This window comes from Amycolatopsis sp. NPDC045836 (genome assembly GCF_056431745.1).
The window spans coordinates 1-24,834 of sequence record NZ_JBWKKF010000006.1; the positions used below are offsets into that span (position 1 = coordinate 1).

The following is a 24,834-nucleotide window of genomic DNA, read 5'->3' on the forward strand; positions in this document are numbered from 1 at the left end:
GATCACCGCCAGCGAACGGGCGTAGCGGAAACCCGGGCGGATCCGCTTGAAAATCCGCGGCACCGTCTCCACGTTGTGCGCCAGCACCTCCGGCCCCGACCCGAACACCTCCGCCAGCTGCTCCGGATCGGCGTTGAAATCCGGGATCAGCAACTCCACCCCCGTGCCCGGGTTCAGCGCGTGGATCTGGCGCACCGTCTCGGCGTACAACCACGCCCCACCATCAGCCAGATCATCCCGCGCCACCCCCGTGACCGTGGAATACCGCAAGCCCATCGCCTGCACCGACTCGGCCACCTTGCGCGGCTCGGCCCGGTCCAGCGCCACCGGGCGACCGGTGTCGATCTGGCAGAAATCACACCGCCGCGTGCACTGGTCCCCCCCGATGAGGAACGTCGCCTCCCGGTCCTCCCAGCACTCGTAGATGTTGGGACACCCCGCCTCCTCACAAACGGTGTGCAGACCCTCCCGGCGCACCAACCCCTTCAACTCGGTGAACTCCGGACCCATCCGCGCCCGCGTCTTGATCCACGACGGCTTCTTCTCGATCGGCGTCTGACTGTTGCGAACCTCGAGCCGCAACAACTTCCGGCCATCTGGGGCAGCACTCACGCCGACCAGCGTACGCCCGGAACCGGGCGCGGCCGATCAAGCCGGGTCAGGGGTGACGCCGGTCATTTCCGCGGTGAGCTGCCACAGCCCGGCACCGAGCGGTTCGTCCCGCGCGGGGCCGAGCGGGCGCACGCGGGTGGGGTGACCCCGCACCCCGGCGAAGCCGTCGGGGCCGTAGTACGCGCCGCCTTCGACCTCGGGTGCGGTGGCCGCGTACAGCTGCGGCAGGGCGCCCATCCGGGTGTTCTGCGCGAGCAGCCGGTCGCTGAGCGCACCACCCGCGCCGACGACCGCCCGCAGCACCGCGCTGCGCTGCGAACCCGCCATGCCCGCGGTGAGCCCCGACCGGGTGTACCCGGGGTGCGCGGCGACGCTGAGCACCGGCTCGCCCGCCGCTCGCAGCCGCCGGTCCAGCTCCAGGGCGAACACCTGGTTGGCCAGCTTCGACTGCCCGTAGGCCGGGTAGGACAGGTAGGCGCGGGTCTCGAAGTTCGGATCGGCCAGGTCGATCCGGCCGATGGCGGCGACCACGCTCGACACGGTCACCACGCGCGAGACCCCCTCGGTGGCGCGCAAGGCGGGCATCAGCAGCCAGGTCAGCACGGCGTGGCCGAGGTGGTTGGTGCCGAACTGCGTCTCGAAACCGTCGACCGTGTGCCCCTTCGGCGGCGCCATCAGCCCGGCGTTGTTCAGCAGGACGTCGATCGAATCGCCGGTGGACTTGCGGATCTCGGCGGCGGCTTCGCGGACCGAGGCCAGCGAAGCCAGGTCCAGGCGGACCAGTTCGGGTGCCGCGCCGGTGGCGACCTCGGCCACCTCGGCGAGCGCCCGCTGCCCGCGCTCCACCGACCGGCAGGCGAGCAGCACCCGCGCGCCCTTCTCCGCCAGCACGAGCGCACTGCGCAGGCCGAGGCCGGAGTTGGCGCCGGTGATCACCACGGTGCGGCCGTCCTGGGCCGGGATGTCTGCCTCAGTCCAGTTCATGGGAAGAGGCTAAAGCGGCGCGGAGCGCTCCGTTGAGGGTGGTGGTGGGCGACGGGTGGGCAGGACGGCGCGGAGCGCTCCGTTGAGGGTGGTGGTGGGCGACGGGTGGGCAGGACGGCGCGGAGCGCTCCGTTGAGGGTGGTGGGGGGAGACGGGTGGGCTATGCGCTCGGCAGGAGGAGACGCCGGACGGCGCAGCCGGTGCGTGCCTTCGACGGCGCGCCGAGCAGCAGGCTTTCCAGCGCCAGGCCCACCCGCGTCACCTGCTCGGCCGAATCACCCGGCTCGGCCAAACCCGCCGCCTCGGCCAGCATCCGCAGCTCGGCCTCGCGGACCGGCGCGGTCTCCGGGAAGCGGGGGAGGTGGGCGTCGAGCACGGCACGCAGGGTCGGCTGCGCGGAAGCGGTGGCCCGCCAGGCGCGGGTGACCGCGTCCAGCTCGTCCCCGTCGGTCTCGCACAGCTGGACCCGCAGGTGCCCGCTGAGGGTCAGCGACCACTTGTACTGCAGGGCGAGCACCAGCTCGCGGTCCGAACCGAAGACCTCGGTCCGCGGCAGCGGTCCGGCGGGGTCGCGTTTCGCCTGCCGCAGCACGGCGTCGATGGCGTCGCGGCGGCGGTAGTGGTCGTGCCAGCTCATGGTGGAGCCCCCTTGCCGTGAGCGGGACATACCGCGGGTTTGCGGCATACTCCCGGTACGGTCCTGACTGCCGGTACCGTACCACGGGTATGTTCCGTCGCCGCTGACGTAAGGTTGTGGCCGTGCTGACAAAGTGGTCGAAATGAGGTCCCGCCGGCTCGACTACTCCGAGTCGACTCGATCGGCCCTGGTCACCAGCGCGGTCGAGCTGTTCACCAAGCGTGGATACGCCGGTACCTCGCTCGACGAAGTCGCCCGCCGGGCCCGTGTCACCAAGGGCGCGCTCTACCACCACTTCAGCGGAAAACAGGCGTTGTTCGAAGCCGCTTTCGACGCGGTGGAGAGCGGGGTGCTGGACCGGCTGCGCCGGGTGCGCAGCGGTCCCGAGCCGCCGTGGGACCGGGCCACCGAATGCCTGCGCACCTTCCTCCGGTGCTGCCTGGAACCGGAGTACCAGCGGCTGGTGGTGCACGAGGCGCCGGTGGTGATGGGCTGGGAACGCTGGCGCGAAGCCGAGGAGCACTTCAGCTTCGGGCTGGTCCGCGACAGCATCGAGGAACTGGTCGCCGCCGGTGAACTCGAACAGGTACCGGTGGACACCACCTCGCGGCTGCTGTTCGGCGCGCTGTCCTCGGCGGCCATGGTGATCGCCGGTTCGGCGGACCCGGAGCGGGCCGGTGCCGAGGTGGAAGCCGTGGTGATCACCTTGCTGAGCCGGATCAGGGTCACGCCGGAGCACGCGTAGATTCGGTAGCCGTGGAACTAAGGATCTTCACCGAGCCCCAGCAGGGGGCCAGCTACGACGACCAGCTGCGTGTCGCGAAAGCCACCGAGGACCTGGGCTACGACGCGTTCTTCCGCTCCGACCACTTCCTCAAGATGGGCTCGGCCTCCGGCCTGCCCGGCCCCACCGACGCCTGGGTGACGCTCGGTGCGCTCGCCCGCGAGACCCAGCGCATCCGGCTCGGCACGCTGGTCACCGCGGCCACCTTCCGGCACCCGTCGGTGCTGGCGATCTCGGTGGCGCAGGTGGACCAGATGTCCGGCGGCCGGGTCGAGTTCGGCCTCGGCTCCGGCTGGTACGACGCCGAGCACACCGCGTACGGCATCCCGATGCCCGCGATCAAGGAACGCTTCGACATCTACAGCGAGCAGCTCGCCGTGCTCACCGGGCTGTGGGAGACCCCGGAGGGGGAGACCTTCTCCTTCGACGGGGAGCACTACCAGCTGGCCGAGGCGCCCGGGCTGCCGAAGCCGGTGCAGCGCCCGCGGCCGCCGGTGATCATCGGCGGTGCGGGCAAGAAGCGCACGCCGCAGCTCGCCGCGCGCTACGCCGACGAGTTCAACCTGCCGTTCACCGACGCCGACACCGCGCTCGCGCAGTTCCAGCGGGTCGAGGCGGCCGCCGCCGAGATCGGCCGCGACCCCGAGGAGATCGTGCGCTCGGCCGCGCAGGTGGTGGCCATCGGCCGCGACGAGGCCGAGTTCACCCGGCGGGCCGCGGCGATCGGCCGGGAGCCTGCCGAGCTCCGGCAGAACGGCATCGCGGGCACCCCGGCCGAGGCCGTGGACAAGATCGGCGCCTGGGTGGAGAAGACCGGGATCACCCGGCTCTACCTGCAGGTGCTCGACCTGTCCGACCTCGACCACCTGGAGCTGATCGCCGCCGAGGTGGCGCGCCAGCTCGGCTGATCAGGAGTTCTGCAGCACGAAGGTGACACCGTCGGCGCTGGGGGCGGCCGGACGCGGCAGCCAGCGGTCCTCGCGGACCGGGAGGCCGCCCTCCAGCGCCGCCAGCACCGCGTCGCGCGTGGGCGCCAGCGCCTCGGTGACGGTCACCTCGTGCCCCACCTCCTGCGACAGCGAGGTGACCCCGGCGTCGCGGATGCCGCACGGCACGATCTTGTCGAAGGCCGCCAGGTCGGCGTTGCAGTTCAGCTCGAAGCCGTGCATGGTCACCCCGCGCTGCACGCGGATGCCGATCGCGGCGATCTTGCGCTCGGGGCCGCGGTCGTCGGCGGGGATCCACACCCCGCTGCGGCCCTCCACCCGGCCGGCGTGCACGCCGAAGCCCTCGCACACCGCGATCAGGCCCTCTTCCAGCCGCCGCACGTACTGCACCACGTCGATCGGGTCGGCCAGCTTCACGATCGGGTAGCCGACCAGCTGCCCCGGCCCGTGCCAGGTGATCTTCCCGCCGCGGTCCACGTCGATCACCGGGGTGTCGTCGACCGGCCGGTCGCCCGGTTCGGTGCGCTTGCCCGCGGTGTAGACCGACGGGTGTTCCAGCAGGAACATCGTGTCCGGGCCCTCGCCGTCGGCGCGGGCCGTCGCGGTCGTGCGTTGCAGTTCCCAGGCTTCGAGGTAGTCGATCGTGCCGAGCAGGCGGATGTCGACGGGCTCGCGGGCGGCGCGGCAGGAGGAGGTGGTCACCCCGCCACGCTACGCCGCCGGACCCCGGTTCGATAAGACGGGCAGCAGCCGCAGCGCCACCGCTGAGACCAGGCCCACACCGCCGACGGCGAGCACCGCGCCGAGCGTGTCGGTGAACCAGTGCACCGAAAGCACCACGCGGCAGGCCGCCGCCACGGCGGTCGCGGCGATGGCCAGCACCGTGACGCGGCGCAGCAGCCGCGGCACCAGCCACGCGCACAGCAGCACCGCGGTGAACCCGGTGCTGGCCACGGAAACCACGTGCCCGCTGGGAAAGCTCAGGTCCGGGTACTCGCGCGGACGGTCGCGCTCGAACAGCGGCTTGAACACGAAGCTGGTCAACCGGCACAGCACCAGCACCACGGTGATCCGGACGAGCAGGCCACCGGTCGCGGGGTCACCGCGGCGGAAGGCGAGCACCGCGGCGAAGACCAGGCCGAGCCCGAGCGCCACCGGCAGCACCGGGCCGAAGAGGTGGCTGAGCAGCCCGGCCACCAGGCCCGGCGCGTCCAGCCATTCACCGTGCAGGGCCAGCACGAGCGCCAGGTCGAGGCCCCACGGCCGGTCGCGCACGGCCAGGCCCAGCACGGTGAACGCCACCAGCAGCAGCCCGCCGAACAGGCCCCAGCGCACGCGCAGCGCGCGGGTCAGCCCGGCGGTCATCGCACGGCGGCGGCGAGGGCGTCACCGACCGTCCCGAACTCGAACTCGAACCCGGCGTCCTCCAGCGCCCGCGGCACGGCCCGCTGGCTGACCAGCGCCATCTCCTCCGCGGCCTGCCCGAGCGCCAGCTTCAACGCCGGGGCGGGCACCCACCACGGCGCCGGGCGGTGCAGTGCGCGCCCGAGTTCGCGGGTGAACTCGGCGTTGGTCACCGGTGCCGGGCCGCAGACGTTCACCGGCCCGGAGAGCTGCTCGCTGGTCAGCGCGAACACCAATGCGGAGATGTGGTCGGCCTCGGCGATCCACGGCATGTACTGCCCGCCGTCCCCGAGTTTTCCGCCCAGTGCCAAGGAGAACAGCGGCTTCAACGGGCCGAGCAGCCCGCCTTCGCCGGAGAGCACCAAGCCCGTGCGCAACCGCACCACCCGCGCGTCACCCGCGGCGGAGGTGGCGTTTTCCCAAGCGGCGCAGAGCTCCGCGAGAAAGCCCGAGCCGTTGGGCGCCGACTCGTCCAGCACGGCCGGACCGGCGTCCCCGTAGTAGCCGACCGCGGAAGCGTTGAGCAGCACCGGGATCCCGTGCTCGGCGACCGCTTCGGCGAGCACCTCGGTCGGCTCGATCCGGCTGTCGAAGATGACCTGCTTGCGGGCGGCGCTCCAGCGCTGCGGCAGCAGCGGTGCCCCGCACAGGTTGACCACCGCGTCCGTGCCGTCGAAGGCGCCGTCGCCGACCCGCCCGGCGGGCGGGTCCCAGCTGTACTCGTCCGCCCTGCGGGTCTCGCGGCGGACGAGCCGGACGACTTCGTGGCCCTCGGCGCGCAGCCGGGCGGTGAGGGCGTTGCCGATCAGGCCGCTGGAACCGGCGATGAGAACTCGCATACCGTCGATCCTGCCATCACCCAGTGGAACCGGCTGGCCTACCGCAACTGCTCCGCGATGTCGGCCGAGGCCGCCAGCAGCACCAGTGCCGGGATCGCCGCGCGGGGGTTGAGCCGGTAGCTGCCGCGCTTGTCCTGCTCGACGATCCCGGCTCCGGTCAGCGCCTTGAGGTGGTGGTAGAACTGCCCGGCCGAGCCGAGTTCGGCGGCCTCCTGCAGGGCCGCGCCGGACTGCGAACCGTGCTCGGCGAGCCGCCGCACGATCGCCACCCGCGCCGGGTGCGCCAGTGCCGCGAGCACCTCGATCCGCGGCTGGTCCGCCAGCGCCAGCACCCGGGACGCGGGCAGGGTGATCTGCCACGCCAGCTCACCGGGCCGGGTGAGCTGACCGGCGTAGGTGATCACCCCGCCGTCGTCCGGGACCTCTTCGGCCGGTGGCCGCCGCCCTTCCAGCGCGGCCACCCGCCGTTCCAGTTCCTCGACCCGCTCGCTCAACTCGGCGCTCATCCCACCAGCATGCTCCCTACGCCCCGAGCGCTCGCGCCAACCCGTCGAAGCCCGCCGGTGTGCTCAGCGCCTCGAGGCCGGCGGCGAGGAAGCCGCCGGCCCGCGCCTGCTGCTCGTCGCTGACCCCGGTCAGCAGCAGGGCGAGCGAGCCGACCCGGCCGCCCGGCCACCGCACGGTCAGCCCCATGGTGATCGTCTTGGGCAGGTTGCCGCCCTTGAAGCCGACCGCCACCGCGCCCTCGGGCACCATCGACGCCAGCGGCCGTTCGAGGTGGTCGCGGGCCGGTCCGCCGGTGGTGGCCACCACCCGGTGCAGCCCGGCCAGTTCGGCGGCGGTGCCCCGCGCGTGCCCCCTGGTCCACGGCCACTGCGCCTCGGTGGTGGCGGGCATGGCCGGGATGCGCCCGGCCGTGTACTGGCGGAACTGTTCGCTGCCGATGAACTTCGCCGCGAGCAGGTCGCCGATCGCGCGGCGGGCGGCGGGGGTCGGCCCGGTCAGCTCCGGCATGATCAGCTGGAGCGTTTCGCCCTGGAACGAGCGGACGTCGGGCCGGTGCCAGCCACCGCTGGCGGCCGCTTCGGCCAGCGCCCGCGCGCCGAGCCGGTGCCGCAGGTAGTCCGGGGCGGCGTTGTCGCTGAACAGGATCATCGCGCCGGCGATCTGGTCGAGGGTGACCCGCCGCTCCGGGTCGGTGGCGATGCCGTACTCGTCGCACGGGATGCCGAGGGCGGTCAACGCGTTCCGGTGCGCCCCGCCGTCGCTGACCCACGGGTGGCGGAGGTCCCAGTCACCGACGCGGACCGGTTCCGCCGGGTCGAGCCTGCCTTCGGCCACGGCTCGCGCGTACGCGGTCAGGTGCACCACCTTCACCGCCGACGCCAGCACCATCGGCTCCCCGGCCCGGTGCGCCAGCGTGCGGCCGGCGCCGTCGTCGGCCACCGCGCCCACGTTGCCCCGGTGCGCGGCCATCCAGTCGAGCCATTCCGCGGCCGGGGACCCGGCGGCCCCGGCCCGCAGCGGCGGCAGCAACGCCACCGAACCGGCGGCGGCGGCCGAGACGAGCAACTTCCGGCGGTTCAGCATGACGCCCTCCTCTAGAATTACGGAATTCTAGAATAATAGAGGAGAGGTCAAGCCGTCCCCGGACAGCAGAACGGGGCACCACCTCGGCGGGTGGTGCCCCGTTTCGCCGAACCGCTTACAGGCCCAGCTCGTCCTCGAAGTTGCCCTCTTCGAGGCGCTGCTTGATGGTGGTGACGAACCGGCCCGCGTCCGCGCCGTCGATCAGGCGGTGGTCGTAGGTCAGCGGCAGGAAGGCCATCGACCGCACGGCGATGGTGTCGTTGCCGTCGGCGTCGGTGAGCACCACCGGACGCTTCACCACCGCGCCGGTACCGAGCATGCCCGACTGCGGCTGCACGATGATCGGCGTGTCGAACAGCGCGCCGTTGCTGCCGATGTTGGTCACCGTGAAGGTGCCACCGGTCAGCTCGTCCGGCTTGATCTTGTTGGTCCGCGCGCGGTTCGCCAGGTCGGCGATCTTGTGCGCGAGCCCGGCCAGGTTCAGCTCACCGGCGTCGTGGATGACCACCGACAGCAGACCCTTCTCGGTGTCCACGGCGATGCCGAGGTGGACCGCACCGTGGTAGGTGATCTCCTTGGTCTCCTCGTTGTACGACGCGTTCACGTTCGGGTGCTGCTTGAGCGCCTCGACCGTGGCCTTGGCGAAGAACGGCAGGAAGGTGAGGTTGATGCCCTCGCGCTCCTTGAACGCCGCCTTCGCCCGCTGCCGCAGCCGGGCGATCTTGGTCACGTCGACCTCGTGCACCTGGGTCAGCTGCGCGGAGACCTGCAGCGATTCCTTGGTCTTGGTGGCGGTGATCTGGCGGATCCGGTTGGCCTTCTGCACGGTGCCGCGCAGCGCCGACTTGTCCTGGCCACCACCGGCCGGAGCCGGGCTCGAAGCGGCGGGCGCCGGAGCCGAGGGGGCTTCCTGCGCGGCGGGCGCCGGAGCGGCGGCCTGCTGCTGCTTCTGCTTCTGCTCGACCGCGGCCAGCACGTCCTGCTTGCGGATGCGGCCACCGACGCCGCTGCCGGTCAGCGAGGCGAGGTCGATGCCGTTCTCCGAAGCCAGCTTGCGCACCAGCGGCGTGACGTACGGCGAGGAACCACCGTTCGAGTCGGCCGCGGGCTTGCTCGGCGCGTCCTGCTTCGGCGCCTGCTGCTGCGGGGCCGACTGCTGGGGCGCCTGCTGCTTGGGAGCCTCCTGCTGCGGGGCCTCCTGCTTCGGGGCCTGCTGCTGGGGAGCCTCCTGCTTCGGGGCCTGCTGCTGGGGAGCCTCCTGCTTCGGGGCCTCCTGCTTGGGGGCTTCCTGCTTGGGCTGCTCCTGCTTCGGCTCTTCCTTCGGCTCCGGCTCGCGCTCCGGCGCGGACTGCTGCTGCGGCGCGGCACCGGCGTCGCCGACCACGGCCAGCTGGCCGCCGACCTCGACGGTCTCGTCCTCACCGACGCTGATCTCCAGCACGGTGCCCGCCACCGGCGACGGCACCTCGGTGTCCACCTTGTCGGTGGAGATCTCGAGCAGCGGCTCGTCCACCTCGACGGTGTCGCCGACCTGCTTGAGCCAGCGGGTCACGGTGCCCTCGGTGACGCTTTCGCCGAGTTCCGGCAGGGTCACCGGGGTGCCCTGGCCGGACCCGCCCGACGGCGCGGGCTGCGCCGGGGGAGCGGACTGCTGCTGCTCGGGCTCGGGTTCGGGCTCCGGCTCCGGTTCGGGCTGGGACTCCTCCTGCGCGGGCGCCTGCTCCTGGGCGGGGGCCGAGGACTCGGCGGGCGCGGACTCGCCGCCGCCGGAGCCGTCGTCGATCACCGCCAGCTCGCCGCCGACCTCGACGGTCTCGTCCTCGGCGGCCACGATGCGCTGCACGGTGCCCGCCACCGGGGAGGGCACCTCGGTGTCCACCTTGTCGGTGGAGATCTCGAGCAACGGCTCGTCGACCTCGACCCGGTCACCCTCCTGCTTGAGCCACCGGGTGACGGTGCCCTCCGTGACGCTCTCCCCGAGCTCCGGCAATGTGACGGAGTAGGCCATTTTCTGCTGACTCCCTTGATGAAATGGTTCTGGTGCGGTCTTGGGTTCGGTACTGCGGTCGTCAGCTGTGCACGTGCAGTGGCTTGCCTGCCAGGGCCAGGTGTGCTTCGCCGAGGGCTTCGGACTGGGTGGGGTGGGCGTGGATGAGCGGGGCGATGTCCTCCGGGAACGCCTCCCAGTTGTAGATCAGCTGCGCCTCGCCGATCAGTTCGCCGACGCGGTCCCCGACCAGGTGCAGGCCGACCACCGGCCCGTCCGGCGCCTTGATCAGCTTGACCGCACCGGAGGTCTTCAGGATCTGGCTCTTGCCGTTGCCGCCGAGGTCGTAGGTGAAGGTGACCACGTCAGCACCGTAGCGTTCCTTGGCCTGCGCTTCGGTGAGGCCGACCGAGGCGACCTCGGGGTGCGAGTAGGTCACCCGCGGGATGCCCGCCTCGTCCACCGGGCGCGGGTCCAGGCCGGCGATCTCCTCGGCCACGAAGATGCCCTGCTGGAAACCGCGGTGCGCGAGCTGCAGGCCCGGCACGATGTCACCGACCGCGTAGACGTTCGGCAGGTTGGTGCGGAGGCGGTCGTCGGTGAGCACGAAACCGCGCTCCATGGTGACCCCGGCCTCCTCGTAGCCGTGCCCGGCGGAGTTGGGCCCGCGGCCGACCGCGACCAGCAGCAGGTCGGCTTCGATGGTCTCGCCGGACTCCAGCGACACGCTCACGCCGTCGTCGTCCTGCTTGGCGCCGGTGAACTTCACCCCGGTCTTGAAGCCGATCTTGCGGCGGCGGAACGCCCGCTCGAGCTGCTTGGAGGCGAACTCGTCCTCGTTGGGGACCAGCCGCGGCAGCGCCTCGACGATGGTCACCTCGGTGCCGAAGGAGGCCCACACGCTGGCGAACTCCACGCCGATCACGCCGCCGCCGAGCACCACGGCCTTCTCCGGGATGAAGTCCAGCGACAGCGCCTGCTCGCTGGCGATGATCCGGCCGCCCAGCTCCAGCCCCGGCAGCGTCCTCGAGTAGGAGCCGGTGGCCAGGATGACGTTCTTGCCGGTGTACCGGGTGCCCTCCACCTCGACGCTGGTGCCGCCGACGAAGGTGCCGCTGCCCTCGACCAGGGTGACCTTGTGGGCCTTGGCCAGTCCCTGCAGCCCCTTGTAGAGCCGCGAGATGATCGAATCCTTGTACTTGTTCACCCCGGCGATGTCGACGCCCTCCAGGGTGGCCTTCACGCCGAACTGCTCGCTTTCGCGGGCCGAGTCGGCTACCTCCGCCGCGTGCAGCAGGGCCTTGGTCGGGATGCACCCGCGGTGCAGGCAGGTCCCACCCAGCTTGTCCTTCTCGATCAGGATGACGGAAAGGCCGAGCTCGGCCGCGCGGAATGCCGCGGCGTACCCGCCCGATCCGCCACCGAGGATCACCAGGTCAGCGGAGGTGTCGGTCACGTTGATAACTCCTAGCAAGAGCTTCGGCGATGATGCTCGTCCGCCCGCGCGCGGGTTGCCTCGCGCGCGCGGAACACACCTCATCTTGTCACCTCGTCCGGCACGCTTGCGACCTAGCCGGGTGTGTGCCGACACACCCCCTGGACCAGGGCGATAATGGACGGGTCAGCGGCTTCGAGAGAGGGTGGTCGGTGTGGGTCTGTTCGACTCGCTGCGCAGGCGCGGCAAGGGCGGCGGGAAGGGGGCCGGCAAGCCCGGCACGCTGCGCGGATCCACCCCGGACGACACCCGCCACCTGGACGAGTGGGCTGCCGAGCGCACCGGTGTGGAAGCCTATGTGGAGCCGCGGACCACGGTCACCGAGACCACCGTGGTGCTGATCGCGCACGACGGCGAGTGGACCCGGCGCCGGATCGGCAGCCTGGACGCCGCGCAGCGGTTCGGCCGCAAGCGCTCGATCCCGGTCTACGAAGTGGCCAAAGTGGGCTACCCCAAGCGCATGCGTGAGTACACCGAGCGCCAGAAACGGCGTCCTTCCTGAGTTTTCTCAGCTTTCCAGCAGCCGCAGGTGCTCTTCGAGCAGGGCGCGGAAGCTGCGGTGGGTGCTGGTGCCGAGCACCGGATCGGTCTGCACCACCACCCAGCCAGACGGCACCGGTGAGAGCAGGATCATGCCCTCACCGCGTTCGCTGATCGGCACCACACCGCCGTGCGCGGTCAGTTCGGCCGCGGCGAGCAGGCGCGGGAAGGTGACGTCGGCGGGCAGGCCGTTGGTGGTGCGCAGGAAATCCCGGTAGTCGGCCGGTAATTCCCGGCCCAGCCGGATTTCCGCGGCGGTTATGTCCGTTGTGGACGCCGGTGCGCGGCCGCTCGCCTCGCGCAGTTCGAGGATCCGCGCGAGCAGCGACGGCCAGTCCAGCGAACCGGAGTGGGTGGCGTACCGCGTGCGCAGCGCGGCGATCAGCTCGGCGGCCAGCGCGGTGGCGCGGTCCTCGCCGAGTTCGAGCGGATCGGCGCCGGCCACCAGCAGCGGCGCGAGGTGGCGGCAGGCGAGCGCGTCGGGCATCGACGGGCGCCGGGCGGCCCATTCCGCCAATGCCCGGCGGGCCGCGTCCCGGTCGCCGTCGCGGGCGAGGTCCTCGGCCCGCAGCAGGGCCGCCTTGGCGGGGTCTTCGGCACCCCCGTGCAGGTGTTCGGCGAGCCCGGAGGCGATCCGGCCCGCGGTGGAGTCGCCGAGCAGGCCGGTCGGCAGCGACGGGACCGGGCGGGCCAGGTACGCGCGGTGCGCCGCTTCCTCGGCGTCGAGGTCGAGCGGGAGCAGCGCGTCGGCCCAGTCCGGACGCTCCCCGAGCGCTTCGAACAGCACCGCCCACGCCCTGGCGTGCACCGGATGCGCCACCAGCGCGGTGATCGGCCGTTCGGTGGCCGACCGCCAGGTGCGCACCAGCCGGTCCGCCTCACCGGGGAAGCCGCTGCCCGCCAGCAGCAGCGCGGTGTCCGCGACGGCGCGGTCGGCCTGCGGGGCACCGGCCGTGAGCACCGCGCTCACGGCCGGTTCGAGCTGCTCGTGCAACGGCGCTCAGCCGCGGTCGGCGATGTCCGCCAGCACCGCGGCGATGGTGCGCACCGGGACCCCGGTGCCGCCCTTGCCGGTGTAACCCCACGGGCCGCCGGTGTTGAACGACGGGCCCGCGATGTCGATGTGCGCCCACGGCAGGCCGTCGGTGACGAACTCGCGCAGGAAGATGCCCGCGGCGAGCATGCCGCCCCAGCGGTGGCCGGTGACGTTGGCCAGGTCGGCCAGGCGCGAGTCGAGGTCGGCACGCAGTTCGTCGGGCAGCGGCATGGCCCAGCCGCCCTCGCCGGTGGCCCTGGCGATCTCGGCCACGCGGTCGCGGAACTCGTCCGAGCCCATGATCCCGGCGGTCCGGTTGCCCAGCGCCACCAGCTGCGCACCGGTCAGCGTGGAGGTCTCGATCAGGTAGTCCGGGTTCTCCTCGCCCGCGCGCACGATGGCGTCGGCCAGCACCAGGCGGCCCTCGGCGTCGGTGTTGAGCACCTCGACGGTCTTGCCGCCGTACATCCGCAGCACGTCACCGGGCCGGTAGGAGGTGGCGGACGGCAGGTTCTCCGCGAGCGGGATGTGCGCGACCACCTCGAGCGGGTACTTCAGCTTCGCCGCCAGCACCACCGACGCGAGCACGGCCGCCGCCCCGGACATGTCCGAGGTCATGTGGTCCATGTTCGCCGCGGGCTTGATCGAGATGCCGCCCGAGTCGAAGGTGATGCCCTTGCCGACCAGCGCGATCTTCTTCTTCGCCTTGGCCGGCGTGTAGGCGATGCGCAGCAGGCGCGGCTGGCGCGCGGAGCCGCCGCCGACGCCGAGGATGCCGCCGAAGCCCTTGCGCTTGAGCGCCTTCTCGTCGAGCACCTCGATGTCCAGCTTGTTCGCGTCGGCCAGCTTCTTCGCGCGGTCGGCGAAGGAGGCCGGGAACAGGTCGTTCGGCGGGGTGTTGATCAGGTCGCGGGCGACGGTGACCGCCTCGGCGATCGCGGTGGCCGCCTTCAGCGTGGCGCGGTGCTCGCGGGCACCGCCGTCGGCCGGGCTCGCGACGTCCACAGTGGACAGCGGGGCGTCACCGGGCTCGGACTTGTACTCGGTGAAGCGGTACGCGCCGAGCACGGTGCCCTCGACGGCGGCCTGGAGGTCCACAGCGGACAGCGTGGTGAAGGCGCGGGCGGTGCCGGCCAGTGCGCGCGCGGCGGCACCGGAGGCGCGGCGGACCTGCTCGGCGGTCAGCCCGCCGTCGGCGGCCTTGCCGAGGCCGACGGCGAGCACCACGCCGGCACCGGTGCGGCCCAGCGTCGGTACCTTGACCACCTCTTCGGCCTTGCCCGAGGCGCCGAGCGTGCCGAGCACCTCGGCCAGCTTGCCGTCGAAGGCGGCGTCGGCGGCCTCGGCGCCGGGGGCGAGGATGAGCCCGTCCTCACCCTGCACGGTGCCGACGACGATCACCTCGGCCCGGGTCTTCCCCAGCGCGGCCTCGGTGTTCTCGGACAGGGTGAGCTTCGGCACGGTCATCTTCGTCCTCAGGCGTTCGCGTGGGCGGGTACCGGGCGGGTGCCCGGACTGATCGTGAGCCATGCTAATGACAACTCGGGTTCGGGCGAGAGGTAGGTGGCCGAGGTGCTGGTCGGGGCCGGGTCCCTGGTGGTGCTCGCGGCGGGTGCCGCGGCGGCCGGGTGGTGGCTCCCCGCCGGGATCGTGCTCGCCGGAGCGCTCGCCTGGCTGGCCGCCGGACTGCCGCACGCGGGCGGCCGGCTGGCCGCCGGCACCCGCGCGGCGGCCGGGATCGGGCTGCTGCCGCTGTTCGGCTCGGCCTTCGCCGCCTACGTGGTGCCCGGCGCGCCGTCGTGGGTGGCCGGGGTGGTGGTCGCGGTGCTCGCGCTCGCGCAGGCGCTCGGCCTGAAGCCCTCGGCGTTCACCGCCCGCTGGCTCACCGGGGTGCTGCTGGCCGCCGGGCTCGCGCTGGTCGTGCTGTGCCTGGCCATCGCACCGGTCGAGCAGGCGCAACCCGGTCGGCAGCCGGGCGTGGGCGGGGTGCTGCTCGCCGCGGTGCTGGTGCTCCCGCTGTTCAAGGCGGCGTCGTGCCAGGTGCCGGACCGCCCGCGCTGGTGGCCTGCCGGCCCGGTGGCCGTGCTGCTGGTGCTCTCGGCCGCCGCGCTGTACCAGCTGGGACCGTTCCGGCTGGGGTTGTCGCCGACCTCGCTGCGCGACCTGCTCGCCGCCGCCGACGCGCCCGCGCTGGCCACCATGCTCGCCGCGGTGGCCGCGCTGGCCACCGTCTCGGCGGGCCTCACCTCGCTCGCGACGGCTCAGGAGGAGGCGGGGCGCTGGCCGGTGCTCGGCGGCGGGCTGCTCGCCGCGGTGCTGGCGACGGTGCTCGACCCGGTGCAGGCGCTGCGGATCGCCGCCGTGCTGACGCTGGTCGAGCTGTTCGCCGCCGGGGTGCTCGGCCGGTCCGCGAGCACCGCCCGCGGGTCGGTGGTGGTCCTCGTCTCCGGGGTGCTGCTGATCATGCTCGGTACGGTGTGGCCATGATGGGCTTTGCGCCGGGATCGACGGTGCGGTACCGCTTCCACCGGCCGGACGGCAGCGCCGGGCAGGTGCACCCGCTGCGGGTGCTCGCCGACGACGGCGCCGAACTGGTGGGCTGGCTGCCCGCCGGCACGCGGATCCTGGGCACCCGGCTGGCCGACGGCCGGACGATGCGGGACGCGCCGCTGGCCGAGCGGTTCCGCCTGCCGCGCGAGCGGTATCCCACCACCTGGCACGGCACGTCGAACGTGCGGCGGGTGGCGGACGGCGAGTGGTCCTCGGTGTGGTGGTTCTTCGACGAGGACCTGCGCTTCACCGGCTGGTACGTGAACCTGGAGATCCCGCTGGGCCGCACGGCCGACGGCGTGGACCGGATCGACGGCGTGCTCGACCTGGCCGTCGCCCCGGACCGCAGCTGGGCGTGGAAGGACGAGGACGAGGCGGCGGCCGCGGTGGCCGCCGGACGGCTCACCCCGGCGCAGCTGGAGCGGCTGCGCGCCGAGGGCGAGCGGGTGCTCCGGCTGGTCGAAGCGGGCAGCTACCCGTTCGACGGCACCTGGACCGCGTTCCGGCCGGACCCGGCGTGGCCGCGGCCGGAGCTGTGACCGGCGACCTCAGACCATCAGCACGACGAGCAGCACCAGCAGCAACGACGCCACCGACAGCCCGATCATCGGGCCCTTGGCGATGTCGCGCGGGAAGAACTTCTTGCCGTTGAGGCTGCGCCACCAGACGGCTCCGAAGATCGCGGCGACCACGCCGAGGATGCCGCCGAACACGCCGATCAGCAGCGCGCCGACGAGCACCAGCAGGCCGGCGGAGAACGGCAGCAGCGCGGCGGCGAAGAAGGTCTTCACGTCGGAGGCCCCGCCGGCGGACACACTGTTGCCCTGGGGAGCGGGCTGCGCGGAGTAGGTCACGGTGGAAAGCCTAGCGGGGCCCGGCCCCGGCCGCGGAATACTCTGACGTCCAACCAAGAGTTATCGTCTTCGCATGACGACCACGACGCCCTTCACCCATACCCCGAACCCGGACGCGGCCAGCTCCCAGCGGGTCGCCGAGGTATTGGCCAAGCCGGGCTTCGGGACGCATTTCACCGACCACATGGTCACCCTGCGCCACGACGCCCAGCACGGCTGGCACGAGGGCGAGGTCGGCCCGTACCGGCCGATCGGCCTGGACCCGGCCACCTCGGTGCTGCACTACGGGCAGGCGATCTTCGAAGGGCTCAAGGCCTACCGCCAGCCGGACGGCTCCATCGCCTCGTTCCGGCCCGACGCCAACGCCGCCCGGTTCCGCCGGTCCGCCGTGCGCATGGCGATGCCGGAGCTGCCGGAGGAGCTGTTCCTGGAGTCGCTGCGCGAGCTGGTGGCGGTGGACGAGCGCTGGGTGCCGACGAAGGCGGGCGAGTCGCTGTACCTGCGGCCGTTCATGATCTCCACCTCGGTCGGGCTGGGCGTGAACGCACCGGCCAGCGAGTACCTCTACAGCGTCATCGCCTCGCCCGCCGGGTCCTACTTCGCCGGCGGGGTGAAGCCGGTGAGCGTGTGGTTGTCCACCGAGTACGTGCGCGCGGCCCCCGGCGGGACCGGGTTCGCCAAGTGCGCCGGCAACTACGCGGCGTCGTTCGTGGCGCAGGCGCAGGCCGTGGCCCAGGGCTGTGACCAGGTGGTCTGGCTGGACGCGGTGGAGCACCGGTGGGTCGAGGAGATGGGCGGGATGAACCTGTTCTTCGTCTTCGGCTCCGGGGCGGACGCCAAGGTGGTGACGCCGGAGCTGTCCGGTGCGCTGCTGCCGGGCGTGACCCGCGCGTCGCTGCTGCGGCTCGCCGAGGACAACGGGCTCAAGGTCGAGGAACGCCGCATCTCCACCGGGGAGTGGGAGGAGGCGGCGGCCGCCGGCGAGCTGACCGAGGTGTTCGCCTGCGGCACGGCCGCGGTGATCACGCCGGTCGGCCGGGTGAAGTACGACGGCGGCGAGTTCGTCATGGGCGACGGTGCGCCCGGCGAGCTGACGATGAAGCTGCGCGAGCAGCTGACCGGCATCCAGGAGGGGCAGCGCCCCGACCCGCACGGCTGGATGCAGCGGCTGCGCTGACCCGAACCGGCAGTGGCTTCCCCGCCGGGAAGCCACCGCCCGGGATCACTTCGGCGGGGTGACGCCCGCCTGCTCGTAGGTGCTGGTCTCGGCCAGCAGCCGGGCCGCCACGGTGAGCAGGGGCAGCGCGGTGGCCGCCCCGCTGCCGCCGCCGACGCGCAGGTTCAGGTCCAGCAGCGGCTCCAGGTCGAGGTGCTCCAGCACCAGCGCGTGCGCCGGTTCGCTCGACCGGTGCGCGGCCACCCACCAGTTCCGCGCGCCCGGCACCAGCTCCTCGGCGACCAGCGCGGCCGAGCCGACCACCAGGCCGTCCAGCAGCACCGGCGTGCGGCGGACGGCGGCCTGGGCGAGGAACCCGGTCACCGCGGCGATGTCCGCGCCCGCGGTGGTGCGCAGCAACGCCACCGGGTCCGCCAGCACGGCACGCGCCCGGCGCAGGCCGTCGCGGATGGCGACCGCCTTGCGCATCCACGCGTTGTCGTCGATCCCGGAGCCGCGGCCGACCACGGCCACCGGTTCGGCTCCGGTCAACGCCGCCACCAGCACCGACGCCGGGGTGCTGCTCGCCACCCCGATCTCCCCGGCGACGAGCAGATCGGCGCCGCCGTCCACTTCGGCGTCGGCGATGGTGCGGCCCGCCTGGATCGCGGCCCGCACCTCCTCGTCGGTCAGCGCGTCCTCGGTGGCGATCGAGCCCGAGCCGCGGCGCACCTTCAGCTCGGTGGCCTCCGGGGTGGCGGAGCCCTCGCGGTCCACGGCCACGTCCACCACGCGCACGGTCGCCCCGGCGGCCGAAGCCAGCACGTTGAGCGGGGCGCCACCGGTCAGCGTCGCGCCGACGAGCTGCCCGGTCACCTCGGCCGGGTACGCCGAGACGCCGTTCGCGGCGATGCCGTGGTCACCGGCGAAGACCACCACGCGCGGCCGGGTGAACGGGCGCGGCGGGGCCTGGCCCTGGCAGGCGGCGATCCAGGCGGCCAGCTCCTCGAGCCTGCCGAGCGAGCCGTTCGGGGTGATCAGGGTGCCGGTCAGGCGCTGGGCCTCCGCGCGGGCGATTTCATCCGGGAGGGGGAGTTCGGGGAAGTCGACGGCGTCCACGGCGGTTACGCTACCGCCCCTAAACTCTCCGCCGTGACGACCGCGGCGGGAGTGGTGCTGGCGAGCGGCTCGGGCAGCCGCGTCGGCGCCGAGCTGAACAAGGTGTACCTGCCGATGGCGGGGCGGCGGCTGGCGTGCTGGTCGCTCGACACCTTCGCCGGGCTGCCGGAGTTCGGCGCGCTGGTGCTGGTGATCCGCCCGCAGGACGAGGAGTTCGCCCGCGAGGTGGTCGGCGAGCTGGACGTGGAACTGGTGCACGGCGGCGCCAGCAGGCAGGAATCGGAGCTGCGGGCGCTGCGGCACCTCTCGGCGCGCATCGACGGCGGTGAGATCGACACGGTGCTGATCCACGACGCCGCCCGCCCGCTGGCGTCGGCCGCCCTGATCACCGCGGTGCTGGCGTCGGCGCGGGAGTTCGGCGGCGCGGTGCCCGGACTGGCCGCCGACGACGTGGTCATCGCCACCGAGGACGGCACCGGCTTCGCGGGGGTGCTCGACGGTGCCGTCCGCGTGCAGACACCGCAGGGGTTCCGCGCCGGGCCGCTGCTGGCGGCCTACGAACAGGCGGACCGCGAAGGCTTCGCCGGCACCGACACCGCGTCCTGCGTGGAGCGGTTCGCGTCGCTGCCGGTGCACTGGGTGCCGGGGGAGGAGCGCAACCTCAAGGTGACCTACCCGCACGACCTGCGGGTGGTGGAGCACCTGCTGCGGGAGACCGGCGCGGGGTGAACCGCACCGGCCCCCCACCGGCTCACGGCGACTTGGTCAGCGACGGGTCGCGCTCGATCACGCCGTCGAGGATCTCGTCGATCTTGCTCATCAGGTCCGCGTCGAGCTTCACGCCCGCGGCCTTCACGTTCTCGTGCACCTGCTCCGGCCGCGAAGCGCCGATGATCGCCGAGGACACGTTCGGGTTCTGCAGCACCCACGCCACGGCCAGCTGGGCCAGCGACAGCCCGGCGTCGGCGGCCAGCGGCTCGAGCTGCTGCACGCGGGTCAGCACGTCGTCGTTCAGGTAGCGCTGGACGAAGTTCGCGCCGCCCTTCTCGTCGGTGGCGCGCGAGCCCTCCGGCAGCGGCTGGCCCGGCTTGTACTTGCCGGTCAGCACGCCCTGCGCGATCGGCGACCAGACGATCTGGCTGATCCCCTCCCGCACGGAGGCGGGCACCACCTGCTCCTCGATCACCCGCCAGATGGCGTTGTACTGCGGCTGGTTCGAGATGAACGGCACCCGCAGCTCACGCGCGATGGCGGCGCCGCGGGTGATCTCCTCGGCGGTCCACTCCGAGACGCCGACGTAGAGCACCTTGCCCTGGCGGACCAGGTCGGCGAAGGCGAGGAAGGTCTCCTCCAGCGGCACCGTGCGGTCGAACCGGTGCGCCTGGTAGAGGTCGATGTAGTCGGTGCCGAGCCGCTTCAGCGACGCGTTCGCCGACTCCATGATGTGCTTGCGGCCGAGGCCCTTGTCGTTGGGCCCCTTCGGCCCGGTCGGCCAGAAGACCTTGGTGAAGATCTCCAGGCTCTCGCGGCGCTGCCCGGCGAGACCGCGGCCGAGCACCGACTCGGCGAGGGTGTTCGCGTAGACGTCGGCCGTGTCGAAGGTGGTGATGCCGGCGTCCAGCGCGGCTTTGATGCACGCCTGCGCCTGCTCCTCCTCGACCTGGGAGCCGTGGGTGATCCAGTTGCCGTACGAGATCTCGCTGATGTTGAGGCCACTGCGGCCGAGGCGTCGAAACTCCATGGTGCCGAGCCTAGTCGGTTATCGTTCGCCTAGCTAACTACCTGGAGTCCGCTCCAGCGGGCGGGTGGTGCTCCGCCCCGGCCGGGGCGGGCGAATCAGACGGTGTCGCCGGGGCGGACCCGCGGCTTGGGCACGCGCAGCTTGCGGATCTGGCTGGCGCGGATGAAGGCGTACCAGCCGACCGAGCGGCCCTTGATGTCTTCCTTCGGGAACTTCTCCCGCACCGCCTTCGCCACCCGGCGGCCGTTGAAGTAGCCCTCGACCACCATGCCGAGCAGCATCACCGTGCACAGCAGGGTGGCGTACCGCTGGATGTCCACGTTCGGCACCAGCAGCGCGACGAACACCAGCAGCGCCAGCGGCATGAACAGGCCGAGCAGGTTGCGCTTGGCGTCGACCAGGTCCCGCACGTACGCCTTGACCGGCCCGCGGTCGCGCGGCAGCAGGTACCGGTCGTCCCCGGCGTTCATCCGGTCGCGGCGCTCCTTGGCGGCGGCGCGCCGGTCCTCCTTGGTGACCGGGTTCTGCTTGCGGAGTTCCTTGTTGCGCTTCATCGCCTCGCGCATGGTCTTCGGCGGGGGCGCCACCGGACCGCGTTTCTTGGCCTCCGCCTCCCGGCGCTTGGGCGTGGCTCGGCCCTTGCCCGGGGTGTACCCCTTGGTCTGCTCGGAGACCTCGGTCACCGCCGATGCCTCCTCGTCCGGGGTATCGGCGGTGGTGGTGGTGCTGTTGCGGCGCAGGAACCTCACCTCGTCAGGGTATTCCAGGCCCGCCCGCACCCGTTCAGCCGGTCGCGGGATGTGTCACCATGGAGGTGCGCCGAGGGCGTGGAACAGAACGGGCAGCGGAGTTGTTGTCCCCGGTAACGGGGTACTCATGCCCACCGCAACACCACGAGGGAGAGTCATGACGACCGCTGAGCAGACCGGTGGCCAGACGGAGGCCGCCGAGGCCACCCACGGCGTGACCCTGACCGACGCCGCGGCCGCCAAGGCCAAAGCCCTGCTCGAGCAGGAGGGCCGCGATGACATGCACCTGCGCATCGCCGTGCAGCCCGGTGGCTGCGCCGGCCTGCGCTACCAGCTGTTCTTCGACGAGCGCACCCTCGACGGCGACCTCTTCCGCGACTTCGGCGGTCTCCGCGTGGCGGTGGACCGGATGAGCGCACCGTACGTCTCCGAGGCCGTGATCGACTTCGTCGACAGCATCGAGAAGCAGGGCTTCACCATCGACAACCCGCAGGCCACCGGTTCCTGCGCGTGTGGTGACTCGTTCCACTGACTCCCCAGTCAGCGAAAAGCGGGGCCGGATTGCTTCCGGCCCCGCTTTTGTGTCTCAGCTCACACGTAGGCGTCCAGTTCGGCGACCTGGGCGTGGCAGCGCTCGTCGACCGACCAGTCCGGCGCCGCCTTCGGCGCGGCGGGCGCGCTCACGCAGGCGTGCAGTTCTTCCGGGAGGTCGGCGCAGTCGGCGATCAGCTCGCCGAGGGTTTCGGGTTCGATGATTGTGCTCACGGGCCGAACGTATGCGCGCTCGGTGGATCCGGACACCGGTACTTGGCGGTAATCTCGGCCGGGCGTGCCTGAAGCACCCGGATGGGGCATGACCGGGCGGTAACTTCGGGTACTCACCCTGACGTCGCCATGACGACCCGAGCAAGGAGAACCGGTGGCAGCCACGGCGCGGATCGCGGTATCCGGCAGTATCGCAACCGACCATTTGATGCACTTCCCGGGGAGGTTCGCCGAGCAGCTCGTGGCCGAGCAACTGCACCGGGTCTCCCTGAGCTTCCTCGCCGACGACCTGATCGTCCGGCGCGGCGGGATCGGCGCGAACATCGCGTTCGGCCTCGGCGTGCTGGGGGTGCGGCCGGTGCTGATCGGCTCGGTCGGCGCGGACTTCGCCGACTACCGGTCGTGGCTGGAGCGGCACGGCGTGGACACCGCCGGGGTGCACGTGTCCGAGGTCGCGCACACGGCCCGCTTCGTCTGCACCACCGACGACGACCTGTGCCAGATCGCCACGTTCTACGCGGGCGCGATGGCGGAGTCGCGCAACATCGAGCTCAGCCCGATCTCCGACCGCGTCGGCGGCCTCTCGCTGACCCTGCTCAGCCCGGACGACCCGGACGGCATGCTGCGGCACGCCGAGGAGTGCCGCCAGCGGGGTTACCCGTTCGCGGTGGACCCCTCGCAGCAGCTGGCGCGGATGGAGGGGGCGCAGGCCCGCGCCTTCGTCGACGGCGCGAAGTACCTGTTCAGCAATGACTACGAATGGGAACTGCTGCTGCAGAAGACCGGCTGGACCGAGGCGGACGTGCTCGCCCGCGTCGGCCTGCGGATCACCACGCTCGGGGAGAAGGGCGTCGAGATCGTCGGCGCGGACGGGACGAACCTGCAGGTCCCGGCAGTCCCCGAGCTGCGGAAGGCCGATCCGACCGGGGTCGGCGACGGGTTCCGCTCCGGCTTCCTCGCCGCCCTGCACGGCGGACTGGGCCTGGAGCGCGCGGCGCAGCTCGGCTCGCTGATCGCGGTGCTGGTGCTGGAGACCGTGGGTACGCAGGAATGGACGTTCGAGAAGGAAAGCGCGCTGGCGCGCATCTCGGAGGCGTTCGGCCCGGAGGCGGGCCAGGAGATCGCCGCCGTCCTGCCCTGAGCCCCGCTCGGTGGGGCATCGCACGCGCCGGTCCGGCACCGGGCGGGCGGTGCCCCGTTTTCTGTCTATTGTGGACTGATGGGGTAGGAGAGGCTGGGGCCGCGGACGGCGACGGTGTCGGCCGGGGTGCAGATGTGCTCCATCCAGGTCCGCCGGGTGGCGGCCGAGAAGCGCAGGACGACCAGGCGCGTGCCGAGTTGGCCGGTGGCGTCCAGCGCGGCGAGCGCGGCCAGCAGTTCGGCGGTGAACAGCGAGTCGTGCCTGCTGGTCTTCACCACGTTGAAGTGCCCGGAGAGCAGCCCTTCCACGGCGCTCAAGGCGCCGACGGCCGGCTCGCCGCCGGTGACGATGTGCGTGTGCAGCCCGGCTTCCCGTGCCCGCGAACGGAATCCGGCGCGGGTGAGCAGCGGCAGGATCTCCAGCAGCGACGCGAAGACCTGGTCGATCTTCGGGCCCGCCACGTTCCGCGCCCGCAGCCGATCGGTCAGCCTGCCGCGCAGTTCGGAGTTCCGGCCGGTCAGCGCGGCCCGCAGCCTGCCGCAGGCGGCGGCCACCACCAGCGGGTTGAGCCGCGGCCCGGCCAGCACCCGCCGGGCGGCGTGGCCGAGCCCGGCGATGCGTCTGTCCACTTCGTCTTCGTCGAGCCAGGCGCCCCGCCAGTAGTGGCGGTCGACCCGGCAGCCGGTCGGGTCCAGTCGCTGTTCGAGTTGCACCGTGCCTCCTGGAGCTTCCTGGGCGCGCGCGAACGACCGGCGTGCGCGGGTGGCGCGGCCGGTGGATTTCCCGCTGGGATGGGCAGATCAGGCCCTTGATCAGCCGCTGGTGACCTTACTCGGTCTTGTACAAGCGTTAATCCGCCGAACTCGTGGCGAACTGCGGAAATCGGGTTCACCGGTGAGTGGGATCACGCACGCCGCGCCCCGAATGCAGCAACGTGACCTACGAATTCCGAGTGATTTCCCGAAAAAAATGGACCGCTGCTCCCGTGATCTGGGAAAGATGGTGTTGCCCAGATCACAGATGGGCTAAGGTCGAACCACATTCCGGAACGCCTTCCACGATGTGGTGGGAGCACGGGCAGTGCGGGGAGCGGTGCCAATGGTCGTCGGGGACGCTCGGGCCGGGGTCCGCCAGCCGAGTCAGCCGATCCTGGTGCTGGCCAAGTCGCGCCGGGTGATCGACGTGGTGGCCGCCGATCCGGCCGGCCTGACCTGGCGGCAGGTGCAGCGCGCCACCGGGCTGCCGGTCAGCACCACCGTGCGGCTGCTGCAGAACCTGGTCGCCGAAGGCTTCCTGGACGTGATCGCCGGCCGGTACCTGGTCGGCCTCGGGGTGCTGCGCTGGGCGCGCAGCCGCCGCGTCGAGTCGCGGCTGACCCTGCTGGCCCAGCCGGAACTGGACGCGCTGCGCGACGCCACCGGCGAGACGGCCGTGCTGTTCGTGCGCCACGGGGACCAGCGCGTGCTGGTCGGCCTCGCCGAGACCCGCCACGAGGTGGTGCGGCTGATCGGCATCGGCCAGGTGATGCCGCTGCACGCCGGTTCGGCGGGCAAGGTCTTCCTGGCCTACGAGGACGAGGTCCGCGACCGCGTGCTCGACTTCGGCGAACTCACCGCCTACACCCCCGGCACCATCGTCGACGCCGAACGGCTGCGAGCCGAACTGGTCGGCATCCAGGCGTGCGGCTGGGCCGACAGCGTCGCCGAACGCGACCACGGCACCGCCTCGATCAGCGCACCCGTGCACGACCACACCGGTGAACTCGCCGCGGTGCTCGGCATCGGCGTGCCCGAGCAGCGCTTCACCGGCGCCAACCGGGCGAGGTGGGCCGAAGCGGTGGTCACCGCGGCGAGACGGTTGTCGGCGGCGATGGGGCACACGGGCTGAGCGTCGGCGGGCGAGCC

At 72.3% G+C, this 24,834-nt stretch carries 28 protein-coding genes; 10 read left to right on the plus strand and 18 right to left on the minus strand.

What is annotated here, in order from left to right:
• From AC07EG_RS12095 to AC07EG_RS12105, 3 genes are all read right to left on the minus strand, one after another.
• Nucleotides 1-612 (minus strand): lipoyl synthase (locus AC07EG_RS12095; RefSeq protein WP_478253097.1); only part of this gene is annotated, 612 nt, incomplete at its 3' end.
• Nucleotides 613-648: 36 nt separating this feature from the next.
• A complete protein-coding gene (locus tag AC07EG_RS12100) occupies nucleotides 649-1,596 on the minus strand; it encodes an oxidoreductase (protein ID WP_478253098.1) in 948 nt (315 codons plus the stop codon).
• A gap of 160 nt (nucleotides 1,597-1,756) precedes the next feature.
• The gene (locus AC07EG_RS12105) at nucleotides 1,757-2,233 is read right to left on the minus strand and encodes a hypothetical protein (RefSeq protein ID WP_478253099.1); all 477 of its coding nucleotides are present in this window, start codon (nucleotides 2,231-2,233) and stop codon (nucleotides 1,757-1,759) included.
• 142 nt (nucleotides 2,234-2,375) lie between these two features.
• Between AC07EG_RS12105 and AC07EG_RS12110 the strand changes: the two genes are divergently transcribed.
• Nucleotides 2,376-2,978, plus strand: coding sequence for a TetR/AcrR family transcriptional regulator (locus AC07EG_RS12110; RefSeq protein WP_478253100.1), 603 nt, complete (start codon nucleotides 2,376-2,378; stop codon nucleotides 2,976-2,978).
• Between the two features lie 11 nt (nucleotides 2,979-2,989).
• Nucleotides 2,990-3,925, plus strand: coding sequence for an LLM class F420-dependent oxidoreductase (locus AC07EG_RS12115; protein ID WP_478253101.1), 936 nt, complete (start codon nucleotides 2,990-2,992; stop codon nucleotides 3,923-3,925).
• Here AC07EG_RS12115 and lipB read toward each other — a convergent pair whose 3' ends face one another.
• The 7 genes from lipB to lpdA form a co-directional block, all read right to left on the minus strand.
• Entirely contained in the window at nucleotides 3,926-4,666 is a 741-nt protein-coding gene (gene lipB / locus AC07EG_RS12120; RefSeq protein WP_478253102.1) for a lipoyl(octanoyl) transferase LipB, read from the minus strand. It lies immediately after the preceding gene.
• 9 nt (nucleotides 4,667-4,675) lie between these two features.
• Entirely contained in the window at nucleotides 4,676-5,329 is a 654-nt protein-coding gene (locus tag AC07EG_RS12125) for a phosphatase PAP2 family protein (protein ID WP_478253103.1), read from the minus strand.
• Nucleotides 5,326-6,207: a TIGR01777 family oxidoreductase gene (locus tag AC07EG_RS12130; RefSeq protein WP_478253104.1), complete on the minus strand. Its 882-nt coding sequence runs from the start codon at nucleotides 6,205-6,207 to the stop codon at nucleotides 5,326-5,328. The genes AC07EG_RS12125 and AC07EG_RS12130 overlap by 4 nt, the downstream gene beginning before the upstream one ends.
• A 38-nt stretch (nucleotides 6,208-6,245) precedes the next feature.
• The gene (locus AC07EG_RS12135; protein ID WP_478253105.1) at nucleotides 6,246-6,713 is read right to left on the minus strand and encodes an ArsR/SmtB family transcription factor; all 468 of its coding nucleotides are present in this window, start codon (nucleotides 6,711-6,713) and stop codon (nucleotides 6,246-6,248) included.
• Nucleotides 6,714-6,729: 16 nt separating this feature from the next.
• Entirely contained in the window at nucleotides 6,730-7,797 is a 1,068-nt protein-coding gene (locus tag AC07EG_RS12140) for a serine hydrolase (protein WP_478253106.1), read from the minus strand.
• A gap of 115 nt (nucleotides 7,798-7,912) precedes the next feature.
• Entirely contained in the window at nucleotides 7,913-9,805 is a 1,893-nt protein-coding gene (gene sucB / locus AC07EG_RS12145; RefSeq protein WP_478253107.1) for a 2-oxoglutarate dehydrogenase, E2 component, dihydrolipoamide succinyltransferase, read from the minus strand.
• Nucleotides 9,806-9,866: 61 nt separating this feature from the next.
• The gene (lpdA, locus tag AC07EG_RS12150; protein WP_478253108.1) at nucleotides 9,867-11,240 is read right to left on the minus strand and encodes a dihydrolipoyl dehydrogenase; all 1,374 of its coding nucleotides are present in this window, start codon (nucleotides 11,238-11,240) and stop codon (nucleotides 9,867-9,869) included.
• A 184-nt stretch (nucleotides 11,241-11,424) separates the two neighbouring features.
• On the opposite strand from lpdA, the gene AC07EG_RS12155 reads away from it, so the two are divergent.
• Entirely contained in the window at nucleotides 11,425-11,781 is a 357-nt protein-coding gene (locus AC07EG_RS12155) for an oxidoreductase (RefSeq protein ID WP_478253109.1), read from the plus strand.
• Nucleotides 11,782-11,787: 6 nt separating this feature from the next.
• Here AC07EG_RS12155 and AC07EG_RS12160 read toward each other — a convergent pair whose 3' ends face one another.
• Nucleotides 11,788-12,789 (minus strand): SMI1/KNR4 family protein, encoded by a 1,002-nt coding sequence (locus AC07EG_RS12160; RefSeq protein WP_478253110.1) that lies wholly within the window; start codon nucleotides 12,787-12,789, stop codon nucleotides 11,788-11,790.
• A gap of 30 nt (nucleotides 12,790-12,819) precedes the next feature.
• Nucleotides 12,820-14,322: a leucyl aminopeptidase gene (locus AC07EG_RS12165; RefSeq protein ID WP_478253111.1), complete on the minus strand. Its 1,503-nt coding sequence runs from the start codon at nucleotides 14,320-14,322 to the stop codon at nucleotides 12,820-12,822.
• 96 nt (nucleotides 14,323-14,418) lie between these two features.
• Between AC07EG_RS12165 and AC07EG_RS12170 the strand changes: the two genes are divergently transcribed.
• Both AC07EG_RS12170 and AC07EG_RS12175 read left to right on the plus strand, forming a co-directional pair.
• On the plus strand, nucleotides 14,419-15,342 hold the full coding sequence (locus AC07EG_RS12170; protein ID WP_478253112.1) for a hypothetical protein: 924 nt from the start codon (nucleotides 14,419-14,421) through the stop codon (nucleotides 15,340-15,342).
• The gene (locus AC07EG_RS12175; protein ID WP_478253113.1) at nucleotides 15,339-15,944 is read left to right on the plus strand and encodes a DUF402 domain-containing protein; all 606 of its coding nucleotides are present in this window, start codon (nucleotides 15,339-15,341) and stop codon (nucleotides 15,942-15,944) included. Before AC07EG_RS12170 ends, AC07EG_RS12175 begins: the two co-directional genes overlap by 4 nt.
• Before the next feature lie 9 nt (nucleotides 15,945-15,953).
• On the opposite strand, the gene AC07EG_RS12180 is transcribed toward AC07EG_RS12175, so the two are convergent.
• Nucleotides 15,954-16,259 carry a hypothetical protein gene (locus AC07EG_RS12180; protein ID WP_478253114.1) on the minus strand — a complete coding sequence of 102 codons (306 nt, stop codon included), beginning with the start codon at nucleotides 16,257-16,259 and terminating at the stop codon, nucleotides 15,954-15,956.
• A 73-nt stretch (nucleotides 16,260-16,332) separates the two neighbouring features.
• Here AC07EG_RS12180 and AC07EG_RS12185 point away from each other — a divergent pair, with 73 nt between their 5' ends.
• Nucleotides 16,333-17,436 carry a branched-chain amino acid aminotransferase gene (locus AC07EG_RS12185; RefSeq protein ID WP_478253115.1) on the plus strand — a complete coding sequence of 368 codons (1,104 nt, stop codon included), beginning with the start codon at nucleotides 16,333-16,335 and terminating at the stop codon, nucleotides 17,434-17,436.
• Nucleotides 17,437-17,481: 45 nt separating this feature from the next.
• Here AC07EG_RS12185 and cobT read toward each other — a convergent pair whose 3' ends face one another.
• Complete coding sequence (gene cobT, locus AC07EG_RS12190) at nucleotides 17,482-18,534, minus strand: nicotinate-nucleotide--dimethylbenzimidazole phosphoribosyltransferase (protein WP_478253116.1); 1,053 nt, start codon at nucleotides 18,532-18,534, stop codon at nucleotides 17,482-17,484.
• 51 nt (nucleotides 18,535-18,585) lie between these two features.
• On the opposite strand from cobT, the gene AC07EG_RS12195 reads away from it, so the two are divergent.
• Complete coding sequence (locus AC07EG_RS12195) at nucleotides 18,586-19,263, plus strand: IspD/TarI family cytidylyltransferase (RefSeq protein WP_478253512.1); 678 nt, start codon at nucleotides 18,586-18,588, stop codon at nucleotides 19,261-19,263.
• 22 nt (nucleotides 19,264-19,285) lie between these two features.
• On the opposite strand, the gene AC07EG_RS12200 is transcribed toward AC07EG_RS12195, so the two are convergent.
• On the minus strand, nucleotides 19,286-20,275 hold the full coding sequence (locus tag AC07EG_RS12200) for an aldo/keto reductase family protein (protein WP_478253117.1): 990 nt from the start codon (nucleotides 20,273-20,275) through the stop codon (nucleotides 19,286-19,288).
• A gap of 95 nt (nucleotides 20,276-20,370) precedes the next feature.
• Entirely contained in the window at nucleotides 20,371-21,024 is a 654-nt protein-coding gene (locus AC07EG_RS12205; protein WP_478253118.1) for a DUF3043 domain-containing protein, read from the minus strand.
• A 157-nt stretch (nucleotides 21,025-21,181) separates the two neighbouring features.
• Here AC07EG_RS12205 and AC07EG_RS12210 point away from each other — a divergent pair, with 157 nt between their 5' ends.
• Nucleotides 21,182-21,556, plus strand: a complete 375-nt coding sequence (locus tag AC07EG_RS12210) for a HesB/IscA family protein (protein WP_153030464.1) — start codon at nucleotides 21,182-21,184, stop codon at nucleotides 21,554-21,556.
• A 59-nt stretch (nucleotides 21,557-21,615) separates the two neighbouring features.
• On the opposite strand, the gene AC07EG_RS12215 is transcribed toward AC07EG_RS12210, so the two are convergent.
• Nucleotides 21,616-21,789: a hypothetical protein gene (locus AC07EG_RS12215; protein WP_478253119.1), complete on the minus strand. Its 174-nt coding sequence runs from the start codon at nucleotides 21,787-21,789 to the stop codon at nucleotides 21,616-21,618.
• 154 nt (nucleotides 21,790-21,943) lie between these two features.
• On the opposite strand from AC07EG_RS12215, the gene AC07EG_RS12220 reads away from it, so the two are divergent.
• A complete protein-coding gene (locus tag AC07EG_RS12220) occupies nucleotides 21,944-22,930 on the plus strand; it encodes a carbohydrate kinase family protein (protein ID WP_478253120.1) in 987 nt (328 codons plus the stop codon).
• Between the two features lie 65 nt (nucleotides 22,931-22,995).
• Here AC07EG_RS12220 and AC07EG_RS12225 read toward each other — a convergent pair whose 3' ends face one another.
• On the minus strand, nucleotides 22,996-23,643 hold the full coding sequence (locus tag AC07EG_RS12225; RefSeq protein WP_478253121.1) for an acyl-CoA reductase: 648 nt from the start codon (nucleotides 23,641-23,643) through the stop codon (nucleotides 22,996-22,998).
• 385 nt (nucleotides 23,644-24,028) lie between these two features.
• Here AC07EG_RS12225 and AC07EG_RS12230 point away from each other — a divergent pair, with 385 nt between their 5' ends.
• A complete protein-coding gene (locus AC07EG_RS12230) occupies nucleotides 24,029-24,817 on the plus strand; it encodes an IclR family transcriptional regulator (protein ID WP_478253122.1) in 789 nt (262 codons plus the stop codon).
• The last annotated feature ends 17 nt before the right edge of the window (nucleotides 24,818-24,834 follow it).

Bases quoted from the DNA above. Each gene is read 5' to 3' on its own strand.
- AC07EG_RS12210 (WP_153030464.1), top strand. From the start codon at position 21,182: ATGACGACCGCTGAGCAGACCGGTGGCCAGACGGAGGCCGCCGAGGCC.
- AC07EG_RS12185 (WP_478253115.1), top strand. From the start codon at position 16,333: ATGACGACCACGACGCCCTTCACCCATACCCCGAACCCGGACGCGGCC.
- sucB (WP_478253107.1), bottom strand. From the start codon at position 9,805: ATGGCCTACTCCGTCACATTGCCGGAGCTCGGGGAGAGCGTCACGGAG.
- AC07EG_RS12110 (WP_478253100.1), top strand. From the start codon at position 2,376: ATGAGGTCCCGCCGGCTCGACTACTCCGAGTCGACTCGATCGGCCCTG.
- AC07EG_RS12135 (WP_478253105.1), bottom strand. From the start codon at position 6,713: ATGAGCGCCGAGTTGAGCGAGCGGGTCGAGGAACTGGAACGGCGGGTG.
- AC07EG_RS12100 (WP_478253098.1), bottom strand. From the start codon at position 1,596: ATGAACTGGACTGAGGCAGACATCCCGGCCCAGGACGGCCGCACCGTG.
- AC07EG_RS12230 (WP_478253122.1), top strand. From the start codon at position 24,029: ATGGTCGTCGGGGACGCTCGGGCCGGGGTCCGCCAGCCGAGTCAGCCG.
- AC07EG_RS12175 (WP_478253113.1), top strand. From the start codon at position 15,339: ATGATGGGCTTTGCGCCGGGATCGACGGTGCGGTACCGCTTCCACCGG.
- AC07EG_RS12125 (WP_478253103.1), bottom strand. From the start codon at position 5,329: ATGACCGCCGGGCTGACCCGCGCGCTGCGCGTGCGCTGGGGCCTGTTC.
- AC07EG_RS12130 (WP_478253104.1), bottom strand. From the start codon at position 6,207: ATGCGAGTTCTCATCGCCGGTTCCAGCGGCCTGATCGGCAACGCCCTC.
- AC07EG_RS12140 (WP_478253106.1), bottom strand. From the start codon at position 7,797: ATGCTGAACCGCCGGAAGTTGCTCGTCTCGGCCGCCGCCGCCGGTTCG.
- AC07EG_RS12165 (WP_478253111.1), bottom strand. From the start codon at position 14,322: ATGACCGTGCCGAAGCTCACCCTGTCCGAGAACACCGAGGCCGCGCTG.
- AC07EG_RS12200 (WP_478253117.1), bottom strand. From the start codon at position 20,275: ATGGAGTTTCGACGCCTCGGCCGCAGTGGCCTCAACATCAGCGAGATC.
- AC07EG_RS12105 (WP_478253099.1), bottom strand. From the start codon at position 2,233: ATGAGCTGGCACGACCACTACCGCCGCCGCGACGCCATCGACGCCGTG.